General features: G+C 58.2%; 20 protein-coding genes. 7 read left to right on the top strand and 13 right to left on the bottom strand.

The features are described from left to right. Positions 1-143: 143 nt before the first annotated feature. The 6 genes from NL64_RS26865 to kdpF all read right to left on the bottom strand — a co-directional run bounded on the left by NL64_RS26865 (position 144) and on the right by kdpF (position 8437). Positions 144-842 (bottom strand): response regulator, encoded by a 699-nt coding sequence (locus NL64_RS26865; protein ID WP_034151093.1) that lies wholly within the window; start codon positions 840-842, stop codon positions 144-146. 191 nt (positions 843-1033) lie between these two features. After that, positions 1034-3679, bottom strand: coding sequence for a sensor histidine kinase (locus NL64_RS26860; RefSeq protein WP_034151092.1), 2646 nt, complete (start codon positions 3677-3679; stop codon positions 1034-1036). A 156-nt stretch (positions 3680-3835) separates the two neighbouring features. Continuing rightward, on the bottom strand, positions 3836-4381 hold the full coding sequence (gene kdpC, locus NL64_RS26855) for a potassium-transporting ATPase subunit KdpC (protein ID WP_034151095.1): 546 nt from the start codon (positions 4379-4381) through the stop codon (positions 3836-3838). 194 nt (positions 4382-4575) lie between these two features. Next, the gene (gene kdpB / locus NL64_RS26850; RefSeq protein WP_034151091.1) at positions 4576-6633 is read right to left on the bottom strand and encodes a potassium-transporting ATPase subunit KdpB; all 2058 of its coding nucleotides are present in this window, start codon (positions 6631-6633) and stop codon (positions 4576-4578) included. A gap of 10 nt (positions 6634-6643) precedes the next feature. After that, positions 6644-8338: a potassium-transporting ATPase subunit KdpA gene (gene kdpA / locus NL64_RS26845; protein WP_034151090.1), complete on the bottom strand. Its 1695-nt coding sequence runs from the start codon at positions 8336-8338 to the stop codon at positions 6644-6646. 9 nt (positions 8339-8347) lie between these two features. After that, positions 8348-8437 (bottom strand): K(+)-transporting ATPase subunit F, encoded by a 90-nt coding sequence (kdpF, locus tag NL64_RS29890; RefSeq protein ID WP_007899818.1) that lies wholly within the window; start codon positions 8435-8437, stop codon positions 8348-8350. A 404-nt stretch (positions 8438-8841) separates the two neighbouring features. On the opposite strand from kdpF, the gene eat reads away from it, so the two are divergent. Together eat and NL64_RS29885 are read left to right on the top strand one after the other, a co-directional pair. Continuing rightward, positions 8842-10206 (top strand): ethanolamine permease, encoded by a 1365-nt coding sequence (gene eat / locus NL64_RS26840; RefSeq protein WP_034151089.1) that lies wholly within the window; start codon positions 8842-8844, stop codon positions 10204-10206. Positions 10207-10421: 215 nt separating this feature from the next. Further along, positions 10422-10589: a DUF2897 family protein gene (locus tag NL64_RS29885; RefSeq protein ID WP_080758146.1), complete on the top strand. Its 168-nt coding sequence runs from the start codon at positions 10422-10424 to the stop codon at positions 10587-10589. A 45-nt stretch (positions 10590-10634) separates the two neighbouring features. Here the strand turns inward: NL64_RS29885 and NL64_RS26835 are convergent, their stop codons facing one another. Beyond that, positions 10635-11486, bottom strand: a complete 852-nt coding sequence (locus tag NL64_RS26835; protein ID WP_034151088.1) for an urea carboxylase-associated family protein — start codon at positions 11484-11486, stop codon at positions 10635-10637. A 228-nt stretch (positions 11487-11714) separates the two neighbouring features. Between NL64_RS26835 and NL64_RS26830 the strand changes: the two genes are divergently transcribed. Next, entirely contained in the window at positions 11715-12272 is a 558-nt protein-coding gene (locus NL64_RS26830) for a TetR/AcrR family transcriptional regulator (RefSeq protein ID WP_034151087.1), read from the top strand. Here NL64_RS26830 and fabF read toward each other — a convergent pair. The 6 genes from fabF to NL64_RS26800 all read right to left on the bottom strand — a co-directional run bounded on the left by fabF (position 12269) and on the right by NL64_RS26800 (position 19122). Beyond that, a complete protein-coding gene (gene fabF / locus NL64_RS26825) occupies positions 12269-13543 on the bottom strand; it encodes a beta-ketoacyl-ACP synthase II (RefSeq protein ID WP_034151086.1) in 1275 nt (424 codons plus the stop codon). The genes NL64_RS26830 and fabF overlap by 4 nt on opposite strands. 32 nt (positions 13544-13575) lie before the next feature. Continuing rightward, positions 13576-14370, bottom strand: a complete 795-nt coding sequence (locus NL64_RS26820; protein WP_034151085.1) for an SDR family NAD(P)-dependent oxidoreductase — start codon at positions 14368-14370, stop codon at positions 13576-13578. 207 nt (positions 14371-14577) lie between these two features. Beyond that, entirely contained in the window at positions 14578-14913 is a 336-nt protein-coding gene (locus NL64_RS26815; RefSeq protein WP_034151084.1) for a ComEA family DNA-binding protein, read from the bottom strand. A gap of 112 nt (positions 14914-15025) precedes the next feature. Continuing rightward, entirely contained in the window at positions 15026-17020 is a 1995-nt protein-coding gene (locus NL64_RS26810) for a polysaccharide biosynthesis protein (protein WP_034151083.1), read from the bottom strand. A gap of 102 nt (positions 17021-17122) precedes the next feature. Further along, complete coding sequence (locus tag NL64_RS26805) at positions 17123-18154, bottom strand: MraY family glycosyltransferase (protein ID WP_034151082.1); 1032 nt, start codon at positions 18152-18154, stop codon at positions 17123-17125. Continuing rightward, the gene (locus NL64_RS26800) at positions 18151-19122 is read right to left on the bottom strand and encodes a UDP-glucose 4-epimerase family protein (RefSeq protein WP_034151081.1); all 972 of its coding nucleotides are present in this window, start codon (positions 19120-19122) and stop codon (positions 18151-18153) included. Before NL64_RS26800 ends, NL64_RS26805 begins: the two co-directional genes overlap by 4 nt. Positions 19123-19520: 398 nt before the next feature. Between NL64_RS26800 and NL64_RS26795 the strand changes: the two genes are divergently transcribed. Genes NL64_RS26795 through NL64_RS26780 form a run of 4 tightly spaced genes read left to right on the top strand, consistent with a single transcriptional unit; the run spans position 19521 to position 22915 of the window. Beyond that, entirely contained in the window at positions 19521-20618 is a 1098-nt protein-coding gene (locus tag NL64_RS26795; protein ID WP_034151080.1) for a DegT/DnrJ/EryC1/StrS family aminotransferase, read from the top strand. Next, on the top strand, positions 20615-21559 hold the full coding sequence (locus NL64_RS26790) for a glycosyltransferase family 2 protein (RefSeq protein ID WP_034151079.1): 945 nt from the start codon (positions 20615-20617) through the stop codon (positions 21557-21559). Before NL64_RS26795 ends, NL64_RS26790 begins: the two co-directional genes overlap by 4 nt. Beyond that, positions 21552-22508 (top strand): WxcM-like domain-containing protein, encoded by a 957-nt coding sequence (locus NL64_RS30915; RefSeq protein ID WP_034151078.1) that lies wholly within the window; start codon positions 21552-21554, stop codon positions 22506-22508. Before NL64_RS26790 ends, NL64_RS30915 begins: the two co-directional genes overlap by 8 nt. Then, complete coding sequence (locus NL64_RS26780) at positions 22505-22915, top strand: GtrA family protein (RefSeq protein WP_253277116.1); 411 nt, start codon at positions 22505-22507, stop codon at positions 22913-22915. The genes NL64_RS30915 and NL64_RS26780 overlap by 4 nt, the downstream gene beginning before the upstream one ends. The last annotated feature ends 139 nt before the right edge of the window (positions 22916-23054 follow it).

Genomic DNA, 23054 nt, shown 5'->3' with positions numbered 1-23054 from the left:
ATACAAGCCAAATTCTATGTTTGGGGGTTCCCCCCAAACATAGAATCTCCCACAGATTTTGAGGTGAGCCCAACATTTGTGCACACCTCAGATCCTGTGGGAGCTGGCTTGCCAGCGATGGCGTCCGCCCGGACCACACAAACCTAAAGCCCGGCCTCACTCAACAACCGATACCCAACCCCTGCCTCGGTCACGATAAACCGCGGCGCGGTCGGGTCATCCGCCAGTTTCTGGCGCAAATGCCCAACTACAATTCGCAGGTAATGACTGTCCTCGGTGTGGGTCGGCCCCCAAATATCCTTGAGTAATTGTTGCTGGGTGATGACACGCCCCGGATGCCGCGCCAGTTGCGCCAGCACCGCGTATTCCTTGCGGGTCAACGCGACTTCGGTGCCATCGAGCAACACCCGGCGATAGGCCAGGTCCACCGTCAGCGGGCCGAAAGTCAGCGCCGCTTGTTGTGCCTCACCCACCGGCGCCTGGCGCAACAACGCACGAATCCGCGCCAGGAATTCCTGAATGCCGAACGGCTTGGTCACGTAGTCGTTTGCGCCGCCGTCCAGGGCTTCGACCTTCTGCCCTTCCGAGGCCCGAACCGAAAGTACCAGCACCGGCACCGTCGACCACTCGCGAAACTCGCTGAGCACTTGTTGGCCGTCCATGTCCGGCAAACCGAGGTCGAGTACCAGCAGATCCGGCTTGTTCAGCGCGGCCTGGGCCAGACCTTCAGCACCGGTGCCCGCCTCCAGCACTTTGTAGCCTTGGGAAGCGAGGCTGATGCGCAGGAATTTGCGGATTTGCGGTTCATCGTCGATGACCAAAATGGTCGCGGTCTGGCTCATGGTTTCCGGTCGCAACTGGGAAAGCTCCAAAGGGTATCAGGCTTCACTTTCAACGCTCAATTTTGGTTCGCAAATGGTCCGCAGGAGCCGGCTTGCTGGCGATGGATGCGCCGCGTTTTTCCAGACCCTACGCGTCATCGTTAACGGCCATCGCCAGCAAGCCGGCTCCTACATGGGATGTATGGAGAACCTTAATTTTCAAAGGCCGGCTGTTCCTGCAAGGGTAGGTGCAAGGTGATACAGGTGCCGCGCCCCTCGATGCCGTCAGCGACGCTGATCCGCCCGCCATGGGCGCCGACCATGCCCTGACAGATCGCCAGCCCCAGGCCGGTGCCCTGCCCGCCACGATCACCACGAGCGGCGGTGTAGAACATGTCAAAAATCTTCGCCCGCTCCGCTTCCGGAATCCCCGGCCCTTCGTCACTCACCGAGAAAAACAACTCTTTGTCATCGGCGCCAGCACGCAATTGCAGGCGCCCGTGAGATGGCGAGAAACGTGCGGCGTTTTCCACGACGTTGATCAATGCCTGTTCGATCAGCGCAGCATGGACGAACAGCAGCGGCAACTCCGTCGGCACTTCGGTGCTGACCTGCAACGATGACAACACCGCGCGCAAGCGATTGAGCGTACTGCCGACGATGTCGGCGGGCGACACCCAGTCCCGCGACAGCTTCAATGCGCCGTGCCCCAGGCGAGTCATGTCCAGCAGATTTTGAATGTAGCGGTCGAGGCGCTCGGCTTCATCGCGGGTGCCTTCAAGCAGTTCGCGGCGGTCCTCCAGCGGGATCGCCTCACCGAGGGCCAGCAGGCTGTCGATGCTGCCACGCATGGAGGTCAGCGGCGTGCGCAAATCGTGGGACACCGAGGCCAGCAAGGCACTGCGCAGTTGCTCGGTTTCGCCATGCAGGCGTGCCGCTTCCAGATCGTCCGCCAGTTGCGCCCGGGCCAGTGCCTGGGCCAGTGGTTGACTCAACGCGGTCAACAAACGGCGACGCTGGCCGCTCAAGGTTTGACCTTCTTTCGCGCACACGCCGAGCAACGCCAGCGGTCCGTCTTCCACTGACAACGGCCACCACCACCAACGGCCGAACGGCAGCGTACCGGTGCCGGCGCCTGCCGGTTGATCATGTTGCCAGGCCCAATCGGCCGCAGCGCGTTCGGCTTCGGTGAATTCCAGCGGGCCACCGGTTTCGACTTTCCAGCCACCAGGACCATCGCGATTGAGCAGGCACAGTTGCAGGTCACTCCAGCCATCAAGGTGCTGGGCAGCGGCGCTGACCACTGCCTGACGGTCAGTGGCGGCGGTGAGTTTGCGCGACAGGTCGAGCAGTTCGGTGGTTTCTTCCTGGGTGTCGCGCAAGGCCTGCAATTGTCGGCGCTGGCGTGCCGCGAGGTTGCCGGTGAGGGCCGCCATCAGCAAGAAGAACAGCAAGGTCAGCACGTCTTCTTCGCGCTGGATGCTGAACGAAAAATTCGGCGGGATGAACAAAAAATCGTAGGTCAGGAACGACAGCGCGGCACAGGCCAGTGCCGGGCCGAGGCTGCTACGCACCGCCACCAGCAACACGGCGGCGAGGAACACCAGCGAGATGTTCGGCAGTGGCAAAACACTCGCCACTGCCCAGGCCAAAGCACTGGCCAAAATCGTTGCCACGACTGCAAGCGCGTAGTCGAACCAGACCAGCGCATGCGTCTGACGTTGGCGTGGTTGATGTTTTTCTTCGTCACTGTCGAGGACGTTGATTTCCAGCCCGCGCGCATCGCGAAGCAAGCGCGACGCCAAGCCGCCACCAAACAAACGTCGACGCAACCGCTGCCGCGACTGGCCGACCAGCACCAGGCTGGCGCGGCGTTCGGCGGCGTGCTGGATCAAGGTTTTCGCTACTTCTCCAGCGCGGAGCAACACCACTTCGCCGCCGAGGCGTTCGGCCAGTTGCTGAGCGCTTTGCAGGCGCAGGCGCGATTGCTCGTCGCGCACGCTGCCGTTGTCCACATGCACCAGGCTCCACGGCAGGTGCCGACGCTGGGCGACGCGGCTGGCGTGACGCACCAGGCGCTCGGCCTGGGCATCGCCATCGACACCCACCAGCAAGCGACCACGCACCGCTGGCGCGGCCTGACCGAGCTGTCGATAACCCTGGGCCAAGTCGTTATCGACCTGGGCCGCTGCGGCTTGCATCGCCAGTTCACGCAGTGCAGTGAGGTTGGTCTGGGTAAAAAACGCATCGATCGCCGCCCGCGCCTGCTCCGGCACATAGACCTTGCCGTCGCGCAGACGCTCCAGCAGTTCGCGCGGTGGCAGGTCGATCAGCAGCAGTTCATAGGCTTCTTGCAGCACCCAGTCAGGCAGGGTTTCGCGCACTTGCACGCCGGTGATACCGCGCACCTGGTCGTTGAGGCTTTCCAGATGCTGGACGTTGACGGTGGTGAACACGTCGATGCCGGCGGCGAGCAGTTCCTGAATGTCTTGCCAGCGTTTGGCGTGGCGACTGCCGGGGGCGTTGCTGTGGGCCAGTTCGTCTACCAGCACCAGTTTCGGTTTGGCCGCGAGCAGGCCGTCGAGGTCCATTTCTTCGAGCATCACGCCACGGTATTCCGAGCGCACCAACGGCTGCTGCGGCAAGCCGCCGAGCAGGGCTTCGGTTTCGGCGCGGCCGTGGGTCTCGACGACACCTGCGATGACTTTCACACCCTGGCGCAACTGGCTGTGGGCGGCTTGCAGCATGGCGTAGGTCTTGCCGACACCGGGGGCGGCACCGAGGAAAACCTTGAGCCGGCCTCGGCCATCGCGGGGCAGGTCTGCTAACAGCGCGTCGGCGCGGCCGGAATTGCTCATGCTTGAAGCTCGCTTATTCAGATGTTGATGTGGTGATTGTTCTATCGCCATCGCGGGCAAGCCCGCTCCCACAAGAGGCTATGGTCGATGAAAAATTTATGACCACCATAGATCACTGTGGGAGCGGGCTTGCCCGCGATTGGCGGTGCCACGGATTTACAATTTTTCCAGTGCCTGGTTCAACTCAAGCACATTCACCACCGGAGGCCCCACCAGCGGCTGCTCGATGTGCGCATCCAACAGATTCTGGAGTGTTGCCACCGGCACATTACGCGCCGCCGCGACACGCGCCAGTTGATAGGCAATCGCCGCCGGTGGCAAGTGTGGATCGAGGCCGCTGCCGGAGGTGGTGATCAGTGCGAGTGGCACTGGCCCCTGAGCGGGCACCAGCAGTTTGTTGGCATCGTCGATCACCCGAGTCGCCAGCGCCGGGTTGCTCGGCGACAAGTTACTCGCGCTGCTCGACACCGTGGCAAAGGCACCGGCCGATGGCCGTGGGTGGAACCAGGCGTCACCGACGAAATCCTGGGCAATCAGCGACGACCCGCGGACCTTGCCAGCGGCATCGTGGACCAGGCTGCCGTTGGCTTGATCGGGGAACGCAACCTGGGCCACGCCGGTGACCACCAACGGGTAAGCGACGCCGGTGATCAGGGTCATCAAGACCAACAGGCTCAAGGCCGGACGTATCATTGTGGACATTTCAAAATCCTCGAATTCGGTAAAAAACAACACATCACCTGTGGCGAGGGAGCTTGCTCCCGCTCGGCTGCGAAGCAGTCGCCAACCTGGTGAATGGGGTGCGTCTGAACATATGCGGTGTCTGGATTGGGGCTGCTACGCAGCCCAGCGGGAGCAAGCTCCCTCGCCACAAAAAGCCCCTCCCCAGCTACCGGTCAAACCAGATGCAACGCCGTCAACAGCATGTCGATCGCCTTGATGCCCACGAACGGCACCAGAATCCCGCCCAAGCCGTAGATCAGCAGATTGCGTCGCAACAACGCCGCCGCACTCGCCGCTTGCACTCGCACGCCACGCAGCGCCAATGGAATCAGCACCACGATGATCAAGGCGTTGAACACGATGGCCGAGAGAATCGCGCTCTGCGGACTGCTCAGGTGCATGACGTTCAATACGCCCAGTTGCGGATAAATCGCGGCGAACAGTGCCGGCAGGATCGCGAAGTACTTGGCGATGTCGTTGGCGATGGAGAACGTGGTCAGTGCACCACGGGTCACCAGCAACTCCTTGCCAATCTGCACCACGTCCAGCAACTTGGTCGGGTCGCTGTCGAGGTCGACCATGTTCGCCGCTTCGCGAGCGGCTTGTGTGCCGTCGTTCATTGCCATGCCGACGTCAGCCTGGGCCAGGGCCGGGGCATCGTTGGCGCCGTCACCGCACATGGCAACCAGGCGACCGTCGTTTTGCTCGTGACGAATGCGCGCCAGTTTTTTCTCTGGCGTGGCTTCGGCCAGCACGTCGTCCACGCCCGCCTCGGCGGCAATCGCCGCGGCGGTCAGCGGGTTGTCGCCGGTGACCATGACCGTACGAATCCCAAGCTTGCGCAACTCGGCGAAACGCTCGCGGATACCGGGTTTGACCACGTCTTTGAGGTGGATCGCACCGACCAATTTTCCGTCCGCACAGACCAGCAACGGAGTGCCGCCGCTCTGGGCGATCTTGTCGATTTCACGGGACAGGGCCGGGGCCAGATCAGCACGTTTCAGGCCGACGAAAGCCAGCAACGAATCCACCGCGCCTTTGCGGTAGACGCGACCTTGATAGTCGACACCGGACAGGCGGGTTTCAGCGCTGAACGGTACGGCTGTCAGCAACTCGGTGGACGGCTCAGGCTGCGGATGAAGGCCACGCAGGTACTCGACAATGGACTTGCCTTCGGCGGTGTCATCAGCCAGGGAAGCGAACAACGCGCCCTCGGCCAGTTCCTTGGCAGTCACGCCCGGCGCGGCATACACCGCCGTGCAACGACGGTTACCGAAGGTGATGGTGCCGGTCTTGTCCAGCAGCAGCACGTGCACGTCCCCTGCCGCTTCCACGGCGCGACCGGATTTGGCGATCACATTCAGGCGCACCAGGCGATCCATCCCGGCGATACCGATCGCCGACAACAACCCGCCGATGGTGGTCGGAATCAGCGTGACCAATAACGCCACCAGGAACACCAGCGGCAGGCTGCCGTTGGCGAAGTGGGCGAACGGTTGCAGGGTGACGACCACCAGCAGGAAGATCAAAGTCAGGCCAATCAGCAGAATGTCGAGCGCCACTTCGTTCGGGGTTTTCTGGCGCTTGGCGCCTTCGACCAACGCGATCATGCGGTCCAGGGTCGACTCGCCGGGATCGGCGGTGATCTTCACCAGCAGCCAGTCGGACACCAGTCGGGTGTTGCCGGTGACGGCCGAACGATCGCCGCCGGACTCACGGATCACCGGCGCGGATTCACCGGTGATCGCCGCTTCGTTGACCGCGGCGATACCTTCGATCACCTCGCCGTCGCCGGGGATCATCTCCCCCGCTTCGACGCGCACCACATCGCCCTTGCGCAGGCTGGTGGCCGGTACGACTTGAAAGGCACCGTTGCCGGTTTTGCGGCGGGCGCTCAAACCTTCGCTGCCGGCCTTGAGGCTGTCGGCGCGGGCCTTGCCGCGACCTTCGGCCAAGGCTTCAGCGAAGTTGGCGAACAGCACGGTGAACCACAGCCACAGGGCGATTTGCGCAGCGACGAAGGTTGGCACCGCCGTATCGGGAATGAAGCACAGCACGGTGGTCAGGATCGCGGTCAGTTCGACCACCAGCATCACTGGTGCTCGCTGCAATTGTCGTGGGTCGAGCTTGACGAAGGCTTGTACCAGCGCCGGGCGCCAGAGGGCCGAGATCGCGGTTTTCGGTTGTTCCGGCGCCTTGACGACGGCGGCTTTAGTTGCGGGCATATTCATCATCAGCTCCTTAGAAGCCCAAACTCAGATGTTCAGCAATCGGACCCAGCGCCAGCGTCGGCAGGAAGGTCAAACCACCCACCAGCAAAATGGTCACGGTCAGCAGGGTCACGAACAGCGGGCCGTGGGTCGGGAAGCTGTTCTGGCTGATCGGTGCGGTTTTCTTCATTGCCAGGCTGCCGGCGAGGGCCAGTACCGGGAGGATGTAGCCGAAGCGCCCGATCAACATGCCCAGGCCCAGCATCAGGTTGTGGAACGGCGTATTGGCGCCGAATCCACCGAACGCGGAACCGTTGTTGGCACTGGCTGAGGTGTAGGCATAAAGCAACTGACTGAAACCGTGGGCGCCGGGGTTGCTCACTGAGGCCACCGGGCCGGGCAGGCTTGCGGCTATCGCGCCGAGCACCAGCACACCCACCGGCATCACCAGTAAGGTCACCACCAGCAATTGCACTTCCCTGGCCTGGAGTTTCTTGCCGAGGTATTCCGGGGTGCGGCCGATCATCAGTCCGGCGAGGAACACCGCGATCAACACGTTGAGCAACATCCCGTAGAGCCCCGCACCGACGCCGCCGAAGATCACTTCGCCGACCATCATGTTGACCAGCGCGACCATGCCGCTCAGCGGGTTGAGGCTGTCGTGCATGCCATTGACCGAACCGTTGGACGCCGCCGTGGTAGTCACCGACCACAGCACGGTGGCGGTGGTGCCGAAGCGCGCTTCCTTGCCTTCCAGCGGCGCGGTTTGTTCGACAGCGGCGTTATTCAAGGTCGGGTTAGGTTGGTATTCAGCCCACAGCGAGGTCGCGCCGCCGATCAGGAACAGCGCCAGCATGCAGGCGATGATCGCGCGGCTCTGACGCAGGTCCTTGACGTAGTGGCCGAAGGTGAACACCAGCGCCACCGGGATCAGGATGATCGAAGCGACTTCGAACAGGTTGCTCCAGGCGGTCGGGTTCTCGAACGGATGCGCCGAGTTGACGCCGAAGAAGCCACCGCCGTTGGTGCCCAGTTGTTTGATCGCAATCTGGCTGGCGGCCGGGCCGAGCGGGATCACCTGATCAACACCTTGCAGGGTCACGGCACTCACGTATTGTGCGAAGGTTTGCGGCACGCCCTGCCAGACCAGATACAACGCCAGCAACAGGCACAGCGGCAGCAGGCCGTACAGGGTGGCGCGCGTCATGTCGACCCAGAAGTTGCCGAGGGTCTGGGTGGATTTGCGACCGATGCCGCGACACAGCGCAACCAACACAGCAAGGCCGGTGGCGGCGCTGACGAAGTTCTGCACGGTGAGGCCGACCATCTGACTCAGGTAGCTGAGGGTCGCTTCACCGCTGTAGGACTGCCAGTTAGTGTTGGTCATGAAGCTGACGGCGGTGTTGAACGCTTGCGTCCACTCCTGGCCCGGCAGGTTTTGCGGGTTCAGCGGCAAGTAATCCTGAAACAGCAGGATCGCAAACAACAACAAAAAACCCGCGAGGTTAAAGGCGAGCAAAGCCAGGGTGTATTTCTGCCAGCTCTGTTCAGCCTGTGGATCAACGCCGGCCACCCGATAACAGCCACGCTCCACCGGACCGAGGATCGGCGTCAGCCAGGTGCGCTGCCCTTCCATGACCTTGTAGTAGAAGCGCCCGAGGAACGGCGCCGGGACCAATACCACCGCAAAAAACGCGAGGATCAGCCAATAGTCATAACTGTGCATAGCCGCTCCTTAGTTCCGGTCCGCGCGCAACAGCGCAACCAACAGATAAATGAACAGCCCCACTGCCAGCAGCAGTGACACTCCATCCAGAACGCTCATGGAAGTTCTCCGTGTTACGGCGTATTGCCGCGTGTGGAGGCATTGTCGACAGGGAGGCTGTAAAGGAGCGAGATCGAGGGGTGTGGCGGGGAATAAAGAAAGCGTAAAGAGTGGGTTTATGCGGGCGTTACAGCGGTGCCTGGACCAGCGTTATCGCGGGCAAGCCCGCTCCCACAGGTTTTTGAAGTGCCTGAGCAAACGCATTCCACTGTGGGAGCGGGCTTGCCCGCGATGGCGGCATATCAGACAACCCTGCCCCCAACTGGCGCACAAAAAATGCACATCCAGCGCCGAACATCCCCGAAACGACACTCTTTCGTGCTTTACGACCGCCATCACAACACTGGCACGCCCACTGCAAACGCCCTCCCCCGAGCTGTCCAAACCGTTCAGGGAGCAAACGCATGAACACACAACTCAAACCCACGCTGGGCACGCTGCACCTATGGGGCATTGCGGTCGGGCTGGTGATTTCCGGGGAGTACTTCGGCTGGAGTTACGGCTGGGGCGTGGCCGGGACATTGGGCTTTCTGGTGACCTCGTTCATGGTCGCCACCATGTACACCTGCTTCATCTTCAGTTTCACCGAACTGACGACCGCGATTCCCCATGCCGGCGGCCCCTTTGCCTACAGCCGCCGCGCCTTTGGCGAGAAAGGCGGATTGATCGCCGGGCTGGCAACACTGATCGAATTCGTCTTCGCCCCGCCGGCCATCGCCCTGGCCATTGGCGCCTACCTCAACGTGCAATTCCCGGCACTCGATCCCAAACACGCGGCGGTGGGTGCCTACATCGTGTTCATGGGCTTGAACATCCTCGGGGTGAAACTCGCGGCGACGTTCGAACTGGTGGTCTGCGTGCTGGCGGTGGCTGAATTGCTGGTGTTCATGGGCGTGGTCGCGCCTGCGTTCAGTTTCAGTAATTTCGCGCTCAATGGCTGGGCCGGCTCAGACGTGTTCGGCGCACCGGCAATTGCCGGGATGTTCGCGGCGATCCCTTTCGCCATCTGGTTCTTCCTTGCGATCGAAGGTGCCGCCATGGCCGCCGAAGAAGCCAAGGATCCGAAACGCACGATTCCCAAAGCCTACATCAGCGGCATCCTGACTTTGGTGCTGCTGGCGATGGGCGTGATGTTCTTTGCCGGTGGCGTCGGCGACTGGCGCACGCTGTCGAACATCAACGATCCGCTGCCGCAGGCGATGAAAACCGTGGTCGGCGAAAGCTCCGGCTGGTTGCATATGTTGGTGTGGATCGGCCTGTTCGGGCTGGTGGCGAGTTTCCACGGGATCATTCTTGGTTATTCGCGACAATTCTTCGCCCTCGCCCGCGCCGGTTACCTGCCGGCGTCCCTGGCCAAACTGTCCCGCTTCCAGACCCCGCACCGGGCGATCATTGCCGGTGGCGTGATCGGCATCGCTGCGATTTACAGCGATGGTCTGATCAACCTCGGCGGCATGACGCTGACCGCAGCGATGATCACCATGGCGGTGTTCGGCGCCATCGTCATGTACATCATGAGCATGCTCAGCCTGTTCAAGCTGCGTAAAACCGAACCGAACCTGGAACGCACCTTCCGCGCGCCGTGCTACCCGCTGGTGCCGTTCATTGCTCTGGTGCTGGCGGTGGTGTGCCTGGTGGCCATGGCCTGGTTCAACATGCTGATCGGGCTGATCTTCCTCGGCTTCATGGCGGCGGGTTTCGTGTATTTCATGCTCACCGCGCAGTTGCGTGCCGATGCGCCGGCGGATGCGATGCTGACCGGGCTTTAAATTTACCCACTGTAGGAGCTGCCGCAGGCTGCGATCTTTTGATCTTGATTAATCAAAGTCAAAAGATCGCAGCCTGCGGCAGCTCCTACAAGGTTGTACGGTGTTGATGGCGGATCGGGCATAGAATGGAACCACTGCGAAAATTAATCGCTCGAAGTGGTATGCACGATCGATTGGCGAAATCCGCCAATCGGCCTGCCCTTAAGGAGAGCCCTATGCCCTGGTATGCCTGGTTGATTTTGATCGTTGCGATCGGCTCCATCGTTGGCGGTTTGATGATGCTGCGCGACACTGCCACCAAGGTTGATCTGACCGAAGAACAACGTCGACGCGTGGCGGAACGCAATGCGGAAGCGGATGCCAAGGATGCGCAGGACCGCTGACACGAACCCCTGTCATCCATAGCGAATGACAGGGGTTTTTCACTTCTACTTTTCCCAATCCGCCTTGGCGATGTGCAAGCCATGCAGCCCCTTGTAGGCCGCTCGCTCAGGCTGGCTCCAACCGTCCAGCAAAGAATCGTCCAAGCGATAAATCTCCACCCCCAACGGCCGACACACGCTCAACGGATCCTGTGCATCCGGCCCCCACATGGCCAGCGACAAGTCACCCCCCGGACAGGTCGACAGCGCGCACAGCAGATCAATCTCGGCAAAAAATTCCAGGTAGTCACCCTTCTGCGCCGGACAGGCTTTCATGAAGTACATGTCGTCGTGGTTCAGGCCCGTGCACTGGAAAATATTCAGCACGTCGTGCACGTCAAACTCGGTCAGGCCGTGGGGCAGCACGGCGCGGGTCAGATTGGAGTGGCAGTGATGATGGAAATCTTCACCGGTGAGCATTTTGTTCACATAAGGATCGCAACGCGTGCCGAGCAGGTCGTGCAGGCGACCACCATGTTCGTCGATGCCGTAACCGGCCAGGCTGTCATCGGTGATGGTCACCAAGGGCCGTAAAAACGGCAGGTTAGACCAGAGCCGGTCATGGGTGCTGACGTGCGCGCCCTGTAGCTGGCGAGTCCGCGCGGCCCACAAGCGTTCGCGTGGATCATTGGCGTTCCAGACGTTGAAGTCACCCACCTGCGGCCCCACCGGCGTGGTCACGCGGAACACATGCCCGGCCGGCACCTTCCAGGCACGGCCCGTACGAATCGGTACTTCGAAAGACTCGATCAAAGTGCGACCGTCCTTCGCATCGCGCACCCGCTCGTAGAACGCCTTGTCGACCTGCAAGGCCGAGCCTTTGCTGACTTGATAGGCCGCCGGATAGTCTTTGTACATGGCACAAATCCTTGATCAGTGGTGGGAAAGTGGGGTTGGCATCCGCTGCAATGCTCCTCGCCTCAGGATTGTTCAACAATCGTCAATGATCGAGTAATCACTATTCATGCCAGGCTTTACGAGTGTTTCATTCAAGTTCGACGCATCTGCATGCTTTTTAGAAGTAGAAGTACAGTCACCATCCAATTTCCATTGGTTAATATGGCGGCATTGATGTGGAGATTTCAGATGCGTTACTCGCAGGACCATAAAGCCCAGACCCACCAACGCATCATCAAGGAGGCTTCAGAGCGCTTTCGCCGGGACGGTATCGGCGCGACGGGCCTGCAACCGTTGATGAAAGCGCTGGGTTTGACTCACGGTGGTTTTTACTCGCACTTCAAGTCCAAGGATGAACTGGTGGAAAAGGCCTTGCAGGCCGCAGGCGATCAAGTCGCTGGAGTTTGCGCCGAGCTGTTCGCCCAGGATCGCCCGCTGGAAGCGTTCATCAATGCCTATTTATCTGAATGGCACCAGACCTCGCCCCATGAAGGATGCCCGCTGCTGACCATGTCATCGGAACTCGGCATGCGCGGGCAACCGAGTCCGACTTCCGACGTGGTGCTCAACGCGCGGCTTCAACAAATACAAGCCGCGCTGGATGGTGAAAACACCGTGGACCGCAGCATTGTCATCATGTCGACACTGGTGGGGGCACTGCTGCTTTCACGCAGCGTCGAGAATCCCGAGTTGGCCGAGCAGATTCTCGACGTTACCCGCACTCACCTGAACCAGTCCCAGGATTAGCCGTTCCAGCGTTTGAACAACACGCTGGCATTGACACCACCAAACCCGAAGCCGTTGGACAGTGCGTACTCGATAGCCATTGGTCGAGCCTGGCCATGAACGATGTCCACGCCTTGGGCGGCGGGGTCCGGGTTATCGAAGTTCAGGGTTGCCGGCACGATCTGATCCCTGATTGCCAACAACGTGAAGATCGCCTCGATGCCGCCGGCCGCGCCGAGCAGATGCCCGGTTGCCGATTTGGTCGATGTCACCGCAATCTTGTTATCCGCTCCAAACAGCGACTTGATCGCCGCCAACTCCCCAAGGTCACCCACCGGGGTTGAGGTTGCATGCGCATTCAGATGCTGAACCTGTTCCGGTGAAATCCCGGCCTGAGCCAACGCCAGCGACATGGCCCGGCGGGCACCGCTGCCATCCTCCGGACCTGCGGTGAGGTGATAAGCGTCGGCGCTGGTGCCGTATCCGACCAATTCCGCCAGCGGCTGCGCGCCACGAGCCAAGGCATGTTCAAGTGATTCGATCACCAGCAGACCCGAACCCTCGCCCATGACAAAGCCATCACGATCACGGTCGAACGGCCGCGAGGCACGCTCCGGTGTTTCGTTGAAAGCGCTCGACAACGCGCGAGCGGCAGCAAACCCGGCGAGGCTGACGCGATCGATCGCCGCTTCCGCGCCGCCACAAACCGCGATGTCTGCTTCGCCGGAACGAATCAGTCGCGCCGCATCGCCAATCGCCTGAACCCCGGCCGCGCAGGCTGTCACCGGCGCACCCAACGGGCCTTTGAAACCGTGCTGGATCGACACATGCCCCGCTGCCAGGTTGACCAGAAACGATGGAATGGTGAACGGCGACAAACGCCGCGGGCCACGGCTGTCGGTGGTGCGCACCGCGTCGGCAATCGCACCGAAACCACCGACGCCAGACCCGATAATGGTGGCCGTGCGCTCCTGGTCACCGGCGTTTTGTGCCTGCCAACCGGCTTGCTCCAGCGCCTGACGCGCCGCTTCCATGGCGAACAGAATAAAGCGATCCATCTTCTTCTGCTCTTTGGGTGGCGTCGCCCGATCCGGATCAAACCCGGCCTCCGGGTCGTCATTTATTGTCGGAACAGCGCCGCCGACCTTGGCCGGTAGATCAGCTACCACTTCGTCCGGCAAATTTCGCAACCCGGAACGTCCCGCCAACAGACGCGACCAGACAGCCTCGACCCCGCTACCCAGCGGAGACACCAGCCCCATACCCGTTACAACCACTCGACGATCACTCATACCGCAACTTCCTCATGCCGATGTCTGGCGTTTTATTTGTAACGCGCGGCGGCTTTGCTTTTGGAAAGGTTTGGCGCCAGGACATGACGCGCGGCCACGAAGGCGTCCCAGTCGGCGGCATCCGGCAACGAAGGAATGGTGATCAACTCACCCTGGTCCAACCCTGACAGCGCGGCGTCGACCATCTCCCCCGCTTCCATGACCATGTCGGCCGGAATCTGTGAAGCGTCGATACCAGAACGTTCCCAGATTTCCGTGCGGGTTACGCCTGGCAACACGGCCTGGATTTTGACTCCGGTGCCGTCGAGTTCGGCGTTCAAGGATTGGGTCAGGCTCAATACGTACGCCTTGCTGGCACTGTAGGTCGCGTTGAAGCGCTCAGGAAACAACGCCACCACCGATGCAATGTTGATGATCGTTCCACGTCCTGCCTTGGCAAAACTGGCTGCGGCTGCTGCGGCCAGTCGCGTGACCGCCGTGACGTTCAACTGAATCAGTTGATCAAGCTGATCGGTATCGGCATTGCCCAACAAACCGTCCGCCGCCACACCGGCATTGTTCAGCAGCAGGCTGATGCTTGAGTCACTGCGCAGACGCTGCTCGATTTTGAGCACGTCATCCTTTTGCGTCAGATCTGCCTTCAGCACTTCGACCTGAACACCATGCTCGGCGCTGAGCTTGCTCGCCGCCTCCTCCAGCCGTTGCTGATCACGGGCAACCAACAACAGATCAAAACCCCGCGCCGCCAAACGCTGCGCGTAAATCGCCCCGATACCGGAAGAAGCGCCGGTGACGAGGGCCGTACCTTGGGACTGGACAGAATTCATGGCTGAGCTCCTGGGAGATTCGTGAGGAATGGACCGGCCTCTGATTCTCGGGCCGAGTCGACGGAAACGAATTAATTATAGGCATAATTTAATCGACATATGATAGCCATAATTTTTCAAGTGCCGACGGAAGGCATCACCTCGCAGCGTTCGCCGGAATGCAAAAAGGCCGGTCAATGACCGGCCCCTTGGCGTTGAACAATCAGCTTAGTTCACTTCCAGCTTCTCGCGATTGCGATCCAGGATCGCCTTGCCAATCCCCTTCACCTCCAGCAGCTCATCCACCGATGCGAACGGTCCATTGGTTTCACGATACGCAACAATCGCCTTGGCTTTCGCTTCGCCAATACCCGAGAGCTCTTTTTGCAGCGTTGAAGCATCGGCACCATTGAGATCGACTTTGCCCGATGGCGCATTTGCCGAAGCCTGCGCTGCCGCAGGAGCATGGTTCGACTCCGGCGTCACTGAAGGGGCCGAAACGGCGGCAATTGAGACGCTAGTGAGCAGGGCAAAAACCAGGGAGTTGAAAAAGCCAGTACGCATAAATGACGCTCCATGACATCGATTGAGAAAGCAGCTTTTCCGAAGCTGCCTCCCAAACTTAGGCGATGAATGGAGCCTGTCAAAAATGTGTCCGTTACAGGATGTGAAACAATCAGGGTTCGAGGCGGCGCTGCTGGTAGATCCAGTCAACGATGTCGCCGTCGGGGGTGTAGCCGCTGACGGTATCGCGCAGTAATTGACGCACGCGCGTGTAATCATCCTGCTCGACGGCCATCAGCAAATCCGTCAAACGTCCCTTGAGCACATCCCATGGAAGGTGATCTTCGCTGGCGCTCATGATCATCGGATGTTCAGTGGCTGATACGTTGTCGCCGATCAACAGCTCTTCATAAAGCTTCTCGCCGGGTCGCAGCCCGGTGAACTCAATGGAGATGTCGCCTTGCAGGTTTTTCTCCGAGCGAATGCTCAACCCGGAGAGATGGATCATCTTCTCCGCCAGTTCGACGATCTTCACCGGCTCGCCCATGTCGAGCACGAACACATCACCACCCTGCCCCATGGAACCCGCCTGGATTACCAATTGCGCGGCTTCAGGAATGGTCATGAAATAACGGGTGATTTTGGGGTGAGTAACCGTCAATGGCCCACCAGACTTGATCTGGCTGTGAAACAGCGGAATCACCGAACCGGAGGAACCCAGCACGTTGCCGAAGCGAACCATGGTGAATCGAGTCTTGTTGACCCGGGACACATTGGCTTTGTCGCCGAACAAGACCGGCGCGATTTCCTTGCTCAATGCCTGAAGCGTTAATTCGGCGAGGCGTTTGGTGCTGCCCATCACATTGGTGGGGCGAACCGCTTTGTCGGTGGAGATCAGCACAAAATTGGAGACCCCGGACTGCAGCGCTGCCTGCGCGGTGTTGAGCGTACCGATTACGTTGTTCAACACCCCTTCTGCGATGTTGTGCTCGACCATGGGCACGTGTTTATACGCGGCGGCGTGATAGACGGTGTCTACGCCCCAGGTTTTCATGACATCCAACAGCTTGTGCGGGTGACGGACGGAGCCAAGTATCGGCAGCAACTGCACAGGAATCGACTCTCGACAAATGCGCTGTTCAAGCTCTGAGAGAATGCTGTAGAGGTTGAATTCACTGTGATCGAACAGCAAAAGCGTGGTCGGGCCAAGCGCAAAAATCTGCCGGCAGAGTTCCGAACCGATTGACCCACCCGCCCCCGTCACCATGACGGTCTTGCCTTTAATGCAACGTTCGAGCAAGTCCGGTTGTGCGGGCACTGAATCCCGTCCCAGCAAGTCCGCGATGTCCACTTCCTGAATGTCTTCGACCTTCACCCGTCCGCTGGCCAGGTCGGTGAAGTTAGGAACGCTGCGGATGTGGAGCGGGTAATGCTCCAGGAACGTCAGGATTTCACGCCGTCGTGCGCGAGTGGATGACGGCAGGGCCAGAAGAATTTCCTTTGCACCTGATTCATCGATCATCTGTTGGATGTGCTTGGGTTTGTAAACTTGCAGGCCGGCAATCGAACGATCCGCAATACTCGGATCATCATCGATGAACGCCACAGGCCGCATGACCCGCCCCATGCGCAACGCCGCGACCAGTTGATTGCCAGCCACGCCCGCGCCGTAGATCGCGACCTTGGTGAGGCCGTCATCGCGACTGGTAAAAGGCACATGGTGAGCACCGGCGAACCAATCCCCCATAAAGTACTGGCGCATACACAGACGCAACCCGCCAATAATGACAAGACTGAGCCACCAGTAGTTGAAGACGATGGAGCGCGGGACTACGGTTTCGTGATTGCTGTACCAATAGACCACGAGCGCAAGAATCAGAGAGGAAAGACTGACCGCTTTGATAATCGCAATCAGCGCGTCATTACCGAAATAACGCATGACCGCACGGTACATGCCAAACCTGATGAAAAGGGGAATGGCAACGACGGGAGCGCTGACAAACAGCCATAAGTGGACTTTGAAGGGGTTGTACATATCATCGATCCCCAGACGGACGATGAACGCCAACCACAGAGCAACCCAGACCAGAACGATATCTGTGGCAACCTGTATCAGCCGCTTGCGACGTCGGGGTAGCCCAACAAGTAGAGCTCTGATCTTGTCCATGAACCGTTCATTCACCTCCGCTTTCTCCCTTACCCGCCGTATCAATGTAGTGGAACCTTATAAGCGCATCTCATCCACTTTAAAACCTGAATGACAGAGCTGTTATTCGGTTTTTTCCGCAGGCTCTTCAAGCTCTCCCGCGTGAAACTTGATTGCCAGCGCAACTAATGGAGCATAGGCCAGAATCAATCCCAGAATTGAATTCATGCCCATTCGAGTGACACCCAAAGCTATAGGCAACAACCAAAGCAAATTGATCGCGCCCACCGCCATTGTGACGTTTAAGTGGCTGCCAAACCGACGAGAGGCGAATTGGTAAGCGTGACTTCGGTGCGCTTGATAGACCTTGTCGCCCCGCAGCAAACGGCGAAACAGCGTGAACGTCGCATCAACGATAAAAACCCCAAGTAAAATCAACCATCCCCACAGGAAGTCTCCCGAAACCCACGCCGCTTGCAGTGAGAGTCCCCCAAGCACAACTCCCAGGAAACCACTACCGGCATCCCCCATGAATATCTTCGCCGGGGGGAAGTTCCAGAAAAGGAAACCAGCCACGGAAACGGCCAACAACAACGGAGCCCAAATCAAGTCCACCGCTCCGCTTAACCAAGACAGCAGGCAAGCCCCGAGACAAACGCAAATAGCCTCGACACTGGCAATCCCATCGATACCGTCCATGAAGTTGTAAAGGTTGAGCAGCCATACCAGATAAAAGGCCGCTAACACATGGCCGATCCATCCCAGATCGAAAGTACCTCCCGCAACTTCAACGACGGGCAAGCCACCGAGCCAGAACAACAACCATATCGACGCAACAAAATGTCCCAGCAAACGCCAACGGGCAGCGATGTGTCCGTGGTCATCCATGAATCCGATAACGGCAATCAGGGCACCGGCGCCAGCAATGGCCAGAAACGCTTGGAACGTCATCAACCCCGCAAACAAGAGCATGAACAGTGCCAAGGTAAATGCGAGAACAATTGCCACTCCTCCGCCCCGAGGAGTGGGAACCGAGTGAGAGCTGCGGGCGTTGGGAACATCCATAAGGCTGCGCGACAGAGCGTACCGACGTAGAACCCAGGTAAGGGAAAAAGACACAACAACGATGACAGGGATAAACCAGCCATAACTCATGATTTGCGCGAATCCAGAAAATGTTGCGCCGTTAGGCCCAAGGCTTTATCGAGAGAGACCGGAGGTTCCCAGCCTAATAATTGGCGGTTTTTGCTGATATCAACCTGCAAGGATCCGAGAATCCGGTCTGCCAGGTCTTGCTGACCAAGTAATGAGGCGGCGCCACTCATGAGCCCCGCCGGTATCGGTAACAATCTGGCCGGTTTACCCAAGGCATGTGCCAACTTTCGCAGTAACTGCGTGGTCGATACGTCTTCGCCATCACTGACCAGGAACACTTGATTGGCGGCCGCTGGGTGGTCGGAACAGGTCACGATAAAATCCACCAGATTATCTATGGCGACGAGACTGCGGCGATTGTGGACAGCGCCAAATGGCAAGGGAACACCACGGTACAACCAGCGCATCATGCTGAGAAAGTTGGCTTTGACGTCGGGGCCATAGACCAACACGGGGCGGATGATGACCACCTCCATGCCTGTGGAAACCGCCAACGCCTGCAAGGCAAGCTCTGCCTCAAGTTTTGAGATCCCATAGGAATCAACGGGGGAAGGCGTATCGTCGGCGGTATACGCCTCGCCTCCTGTAGCCCCCTCTCCGTTCACTTTTATGGAACTGATGTAAATGAGTCTTCTAACCCCAGCGGCTGCCGCCTGACGTGCCAGATTCAACGTGCCATCGACATTCACCTTGCGAAATGCGGTCAGCGGGGCAGCCGAGACATCATCCATGACATGAACCCGCGCGGCGGAATGAACAACAACGTCAACACCCCTTAGTGCGTCACTCCAATTGAACACCGCATCGAGGTTTGTGAAGGGTATTGAACGAACCCCATCAGGAAAATTCGTGGCCACATTCCTGACAGGCGCGATCACCGTAGATCCCGGTATCAACGCCAATCGGTTGATCAACGCCCGCCCCACAAAACCGCTGCCCCCGGTAACGAGGAATGTCTTGGAACTCATTGGCGACCCTTTGGGATACGTATAGACGTCAGCGCATAGGCCACAGCGGATGTGATCGGGAGATAATGATCGCAACAGCAGACAGCGCTGATCATGAAGGATGTGTAACAGAGAAATTCGTGCGAGCAGCAGTTTATTGAATTACCTAAAAGTTAGCCACTTCGCAGCCCGTCGCGACTAGTTTTCCCTGTGCCGAAATCAACGAACGGCATAGCATTGGTCCCTATTTGCGCTTCGCTGGTTGGAGCTAGCTCATGGGAGGGATAGAATCCGTGCGAAAAAAGGAATGGAGCAGTCACCTAAGTGAGCGATGGCTCTTCCCTTCATATGCGAACTTCGGTTAACGCCGTCAAAAATCATAACTAACACGCTTTTTTGCTTCGAAATGGAGAGCACCCATGCAACAAATCAACAACCTAGCGGCGAAGATCAACAAGTTCCAGACTCAGATTAATGCGTCGATTCAACGAGTCGTCGCCAGCGGTTGGGTAATTTTGGGGCCAGAGGTCAAACGTTTCGAAGCTGCTTTCGCTGAATATTTGAACGCCGGTCATTGTGTCACCGTGGCCAACGGCACCGATGCAATCGAGTTGGCGTTGAAGGCTCTGGGCGTCCAGAAAAATGACCAGGTGGCAACCGTCGCAAACGCTGGCATGTATACCACCACCTCGATCATGGCGATTGGTGCGACCCCGCTGTTCATGGACGTCGAACTGGATACACAGGTTGTGACACTCGCGAGCGTGAAAAACGCTATCGCCTCTGGCGCCAAAGCGGTAGTCGTCACGCACCTGTATGGTTTGGCAATCCCAGAGATTCAGGAAATCGCGACCTTCTGCGCAGCGAAAAAAATTGCCCTTCTGGAAGATTGCGCACAAGCCCATGGCGCCAAACGGAACGGCAAGCGTGTCGGCACCTTTGGCGATGCTTCCAGCTTCAGCTTTTACCCCACAAAAAATCTGGGTGCCCTCGGTGATGGCGGTGCGGTTGTGACCAATTCTACCGCCATTGCCCAGCGTGTGGCCCAGCTACGTCAGTACGGGTGGTCGTCAAAGTACTGCGTTGAGCTAGACGGTGCTCGAAACAGCCGCCTGGATGAAATGCAGGCTGCTATCCTGCTGGAGTTCCTTCCTCAGCTCGACGTGGGGAACGAGCGCCGTCGCCAGATTGCTGCGCGGTATCGTACCGAAATCCACCACAGCGAAATTCAACACCCGCAAGACCAGGGCGTAGCATCGGTTGCTCACTTGTATGTCATCCAGTCGGCTAAAAGAGACGCTCTGCAGTTACATTTGCGCGAAGCCAAAATCGCATCGGACGTGCACTACCCGATCCCCGACTATAAACAGCCGGTGTTTGGCCAGCGGTTCGCCGACTTTTCACTTGAAAACACCGAACACCTTGCGACAATGATTCTAACCCTACCCTGCTACCCGGAAATGACCGACGAAGAAGTCAGTAACGTCATTGCCGCCGTCAATGGATGGGCTGCATGAGCTATTCCGTTATCGTCCCGGTCTACAAGAACTCTGAATCGATCCCTCGTTTGATCCAGGCCTTGACGGACATGAACGAGCGCCTCGATAACAAGCTCGAAGTGGTTTTCGTGGTAGACGGCAGCCCTGATAACTCCTTCGGAATGCTCAAAAACGCACTGGGTACAATGAGCTTCTCAGCGCAGCTACTTGCGCACTCACGAAACTTTGGCTCGTTTCCGGCCATACGAACCGGCTTGATGGCGGCGACAGGGAATTACTTTGGAGTAATGGCGGCGGATTTGCAGGAACCACCTGAACTGCTGATCAGCCTCTTCAAATCCCTTTCCAACGACGAGTGCGATGTTGCAATCGGAACTCGTAACGCTCGAAAAGATCCGTTGCCGAGCCGCTTGGCATCATCGATTTTTTGGGGCCTCTACCGTCGCCTGGTCGTGCATGACATGCCCAAGGGCGGCGTGGATATCTTTGGCTGCAACAAAGCGTTTCGCGAACAATTGCTGCAACTTAACGAATCTCGCTCCTCCCTGATAGCACTGATTTTTTGGCTGGGCTTCCGAAGAAAGTTCATTGAGTACGAGCGTCAGATCCGCCTGGAAGGAAAATCCGCGTGGACGTTTAAAAAGAAGCTCGAGTACATGATGGATAGTATCTTTGCGTTCACCGACTATCCCATCAGATTGCTGATTCGTATTGGAACCTTGGGCTCGCTCGTTTCCCTGCTCGTTGGCTTGATGGTCATCGTCGCCCGCATTTCTGGCGTCATTCAGGTTCCGGGCTACGCCGCAACCATGGTCGTGGTTCTTATGCTGGGAACACTCAATTTGCTCGGACTGGGCCTGATAGGCACTTACGCCTGGCGCGCCTACGAAAACAGCAAGCAAAGGCCACTGGCCATTGTGTGCATGAAGCTCAATAACAAGGAGAGCTCAATTGACTAATAACCTCATCCACGCCAGTGCTGATGTAAAGAGCAAACGCATTGGAAAAAATACCCGCGTATGGCAATACGTAGTGATTTTCCCCGACGCAGTCATCGGTGACGATGTGAACGTCTGCTCGCATTGCTTAATCGAAAACGACGTGATCATTGGTGATCGCACCACGATCAAATCCGGCGTCTACGTATGGGATGGCCTGAGAATCGGCTCTGACGTATTCATTGGCCCTAATGCCACATTTACCAATGACAAGTTCCCGCGATCCAAGGTGTATCCGGATTCGTTCTCCCAAACCGTCATACAGGACGGAGCATCCATCGGCGGCGGCGCAGTCATTCTGCCTGGGGTGACAATCGGTACTGGCGCCATGGTTGGTGCCGGCGCGGTCGTCACAAAATCAGTGCCCCCGTATGCCATCGTTACCGGTTCGCCCGCAAGAATTACCGGTTACGTGGAAAACGCTGCATCCAGTGATGCATCCAAGACAGCGATACCTAAAGCAGAAGAACAGAGCGACGCGGTCATCAGGATCGGAGTTGGCAATGTGACAACTCACACGTTCAAATACATCGCAGACATGCGAGGCGATCTATCAGTCGGCGAGTTTCAAAACGATATCCCTTTCACCCCCAAACGCTATTTTCTTGTATTCAATGTGCCAAGCCAGAAAACCCGTGGCGAACACGCACACCACAAATGCCACCAATTTCTGATTTGCGTCAAAGGCAGTTGTGCCGTGGTGGTTGACGACGGAACCAGCCGCGCGGAAGTTCTTCTGGACGCCCCGAACAAGGGTATCTACTTACCACCACTTACCTGGGGCATTCAATACAAGTACTCAGAAGACGCCGTATTATTGGTCTTCACCTCGGATTATTACGAGGCCGAAGATTACATTAGGGACTATTCTGAGTTCACCAAGCTGACATCGAAAAAAAGCGCCTCGTGACCAGACTGACATACACCCCGCGAGTCCGTCGATGGCTGAGTTTCTTAGTCGGCGGGGGGCTCAATACCGGGCTTACTTACTGCTTTTATCTTTTTTTGAGTTACTTGACCAACTATCAAATAGCTTATGCCATCGCTTATACGGCCGGGATAGTTTTTGCTTATTTCTTCAACTCAAAAATAGTCTTCAAAGTAGAACAGTCTTGGGGCGGGATGATGATTTACCCCACCATCTACTTGGTGCAATACCTTCTTGGAGCTCTGCTGCTGAACGCACTGGTTGAACACCTGCATTTTCACAAAAACATTGCCCCCATTTTGGTAATCGTGCTTCTTCTGCCTGCCAGCTACCTTTTAAATAAAGTCGTCCTTAAGGCAACCCATAAAGTCCCTCCCTCAAAGGATTGAGGGGAGGAGACTATGCCCCTCTCATGAATGCGTTATTACCTGCATAACATACCCCTTCCTGAAGAAGCCAGAGGGTACAAACCTTATTCAGAATTGCATTATCGCAGACGTCATTGCAACGTAAGCGTCCGGCCAACAC

This window comes from Pseudomonas fluorescens (genome assembly GCF_000802965.1).
Taxonomy (GTDB): domain Bacteria; phylum Pseudomonadota; class Gammaproteobacteria; order Pseudomonadales; family Pseudomonadaceae; genus Aquipseudomonas; species Aquipseudomonas fluorescens_A.
The sequence above is the reverse complement of the archived record's forward strand: the minus strand, read 5'-3'. Positions and strand labels throughout refer to the sequence as shown.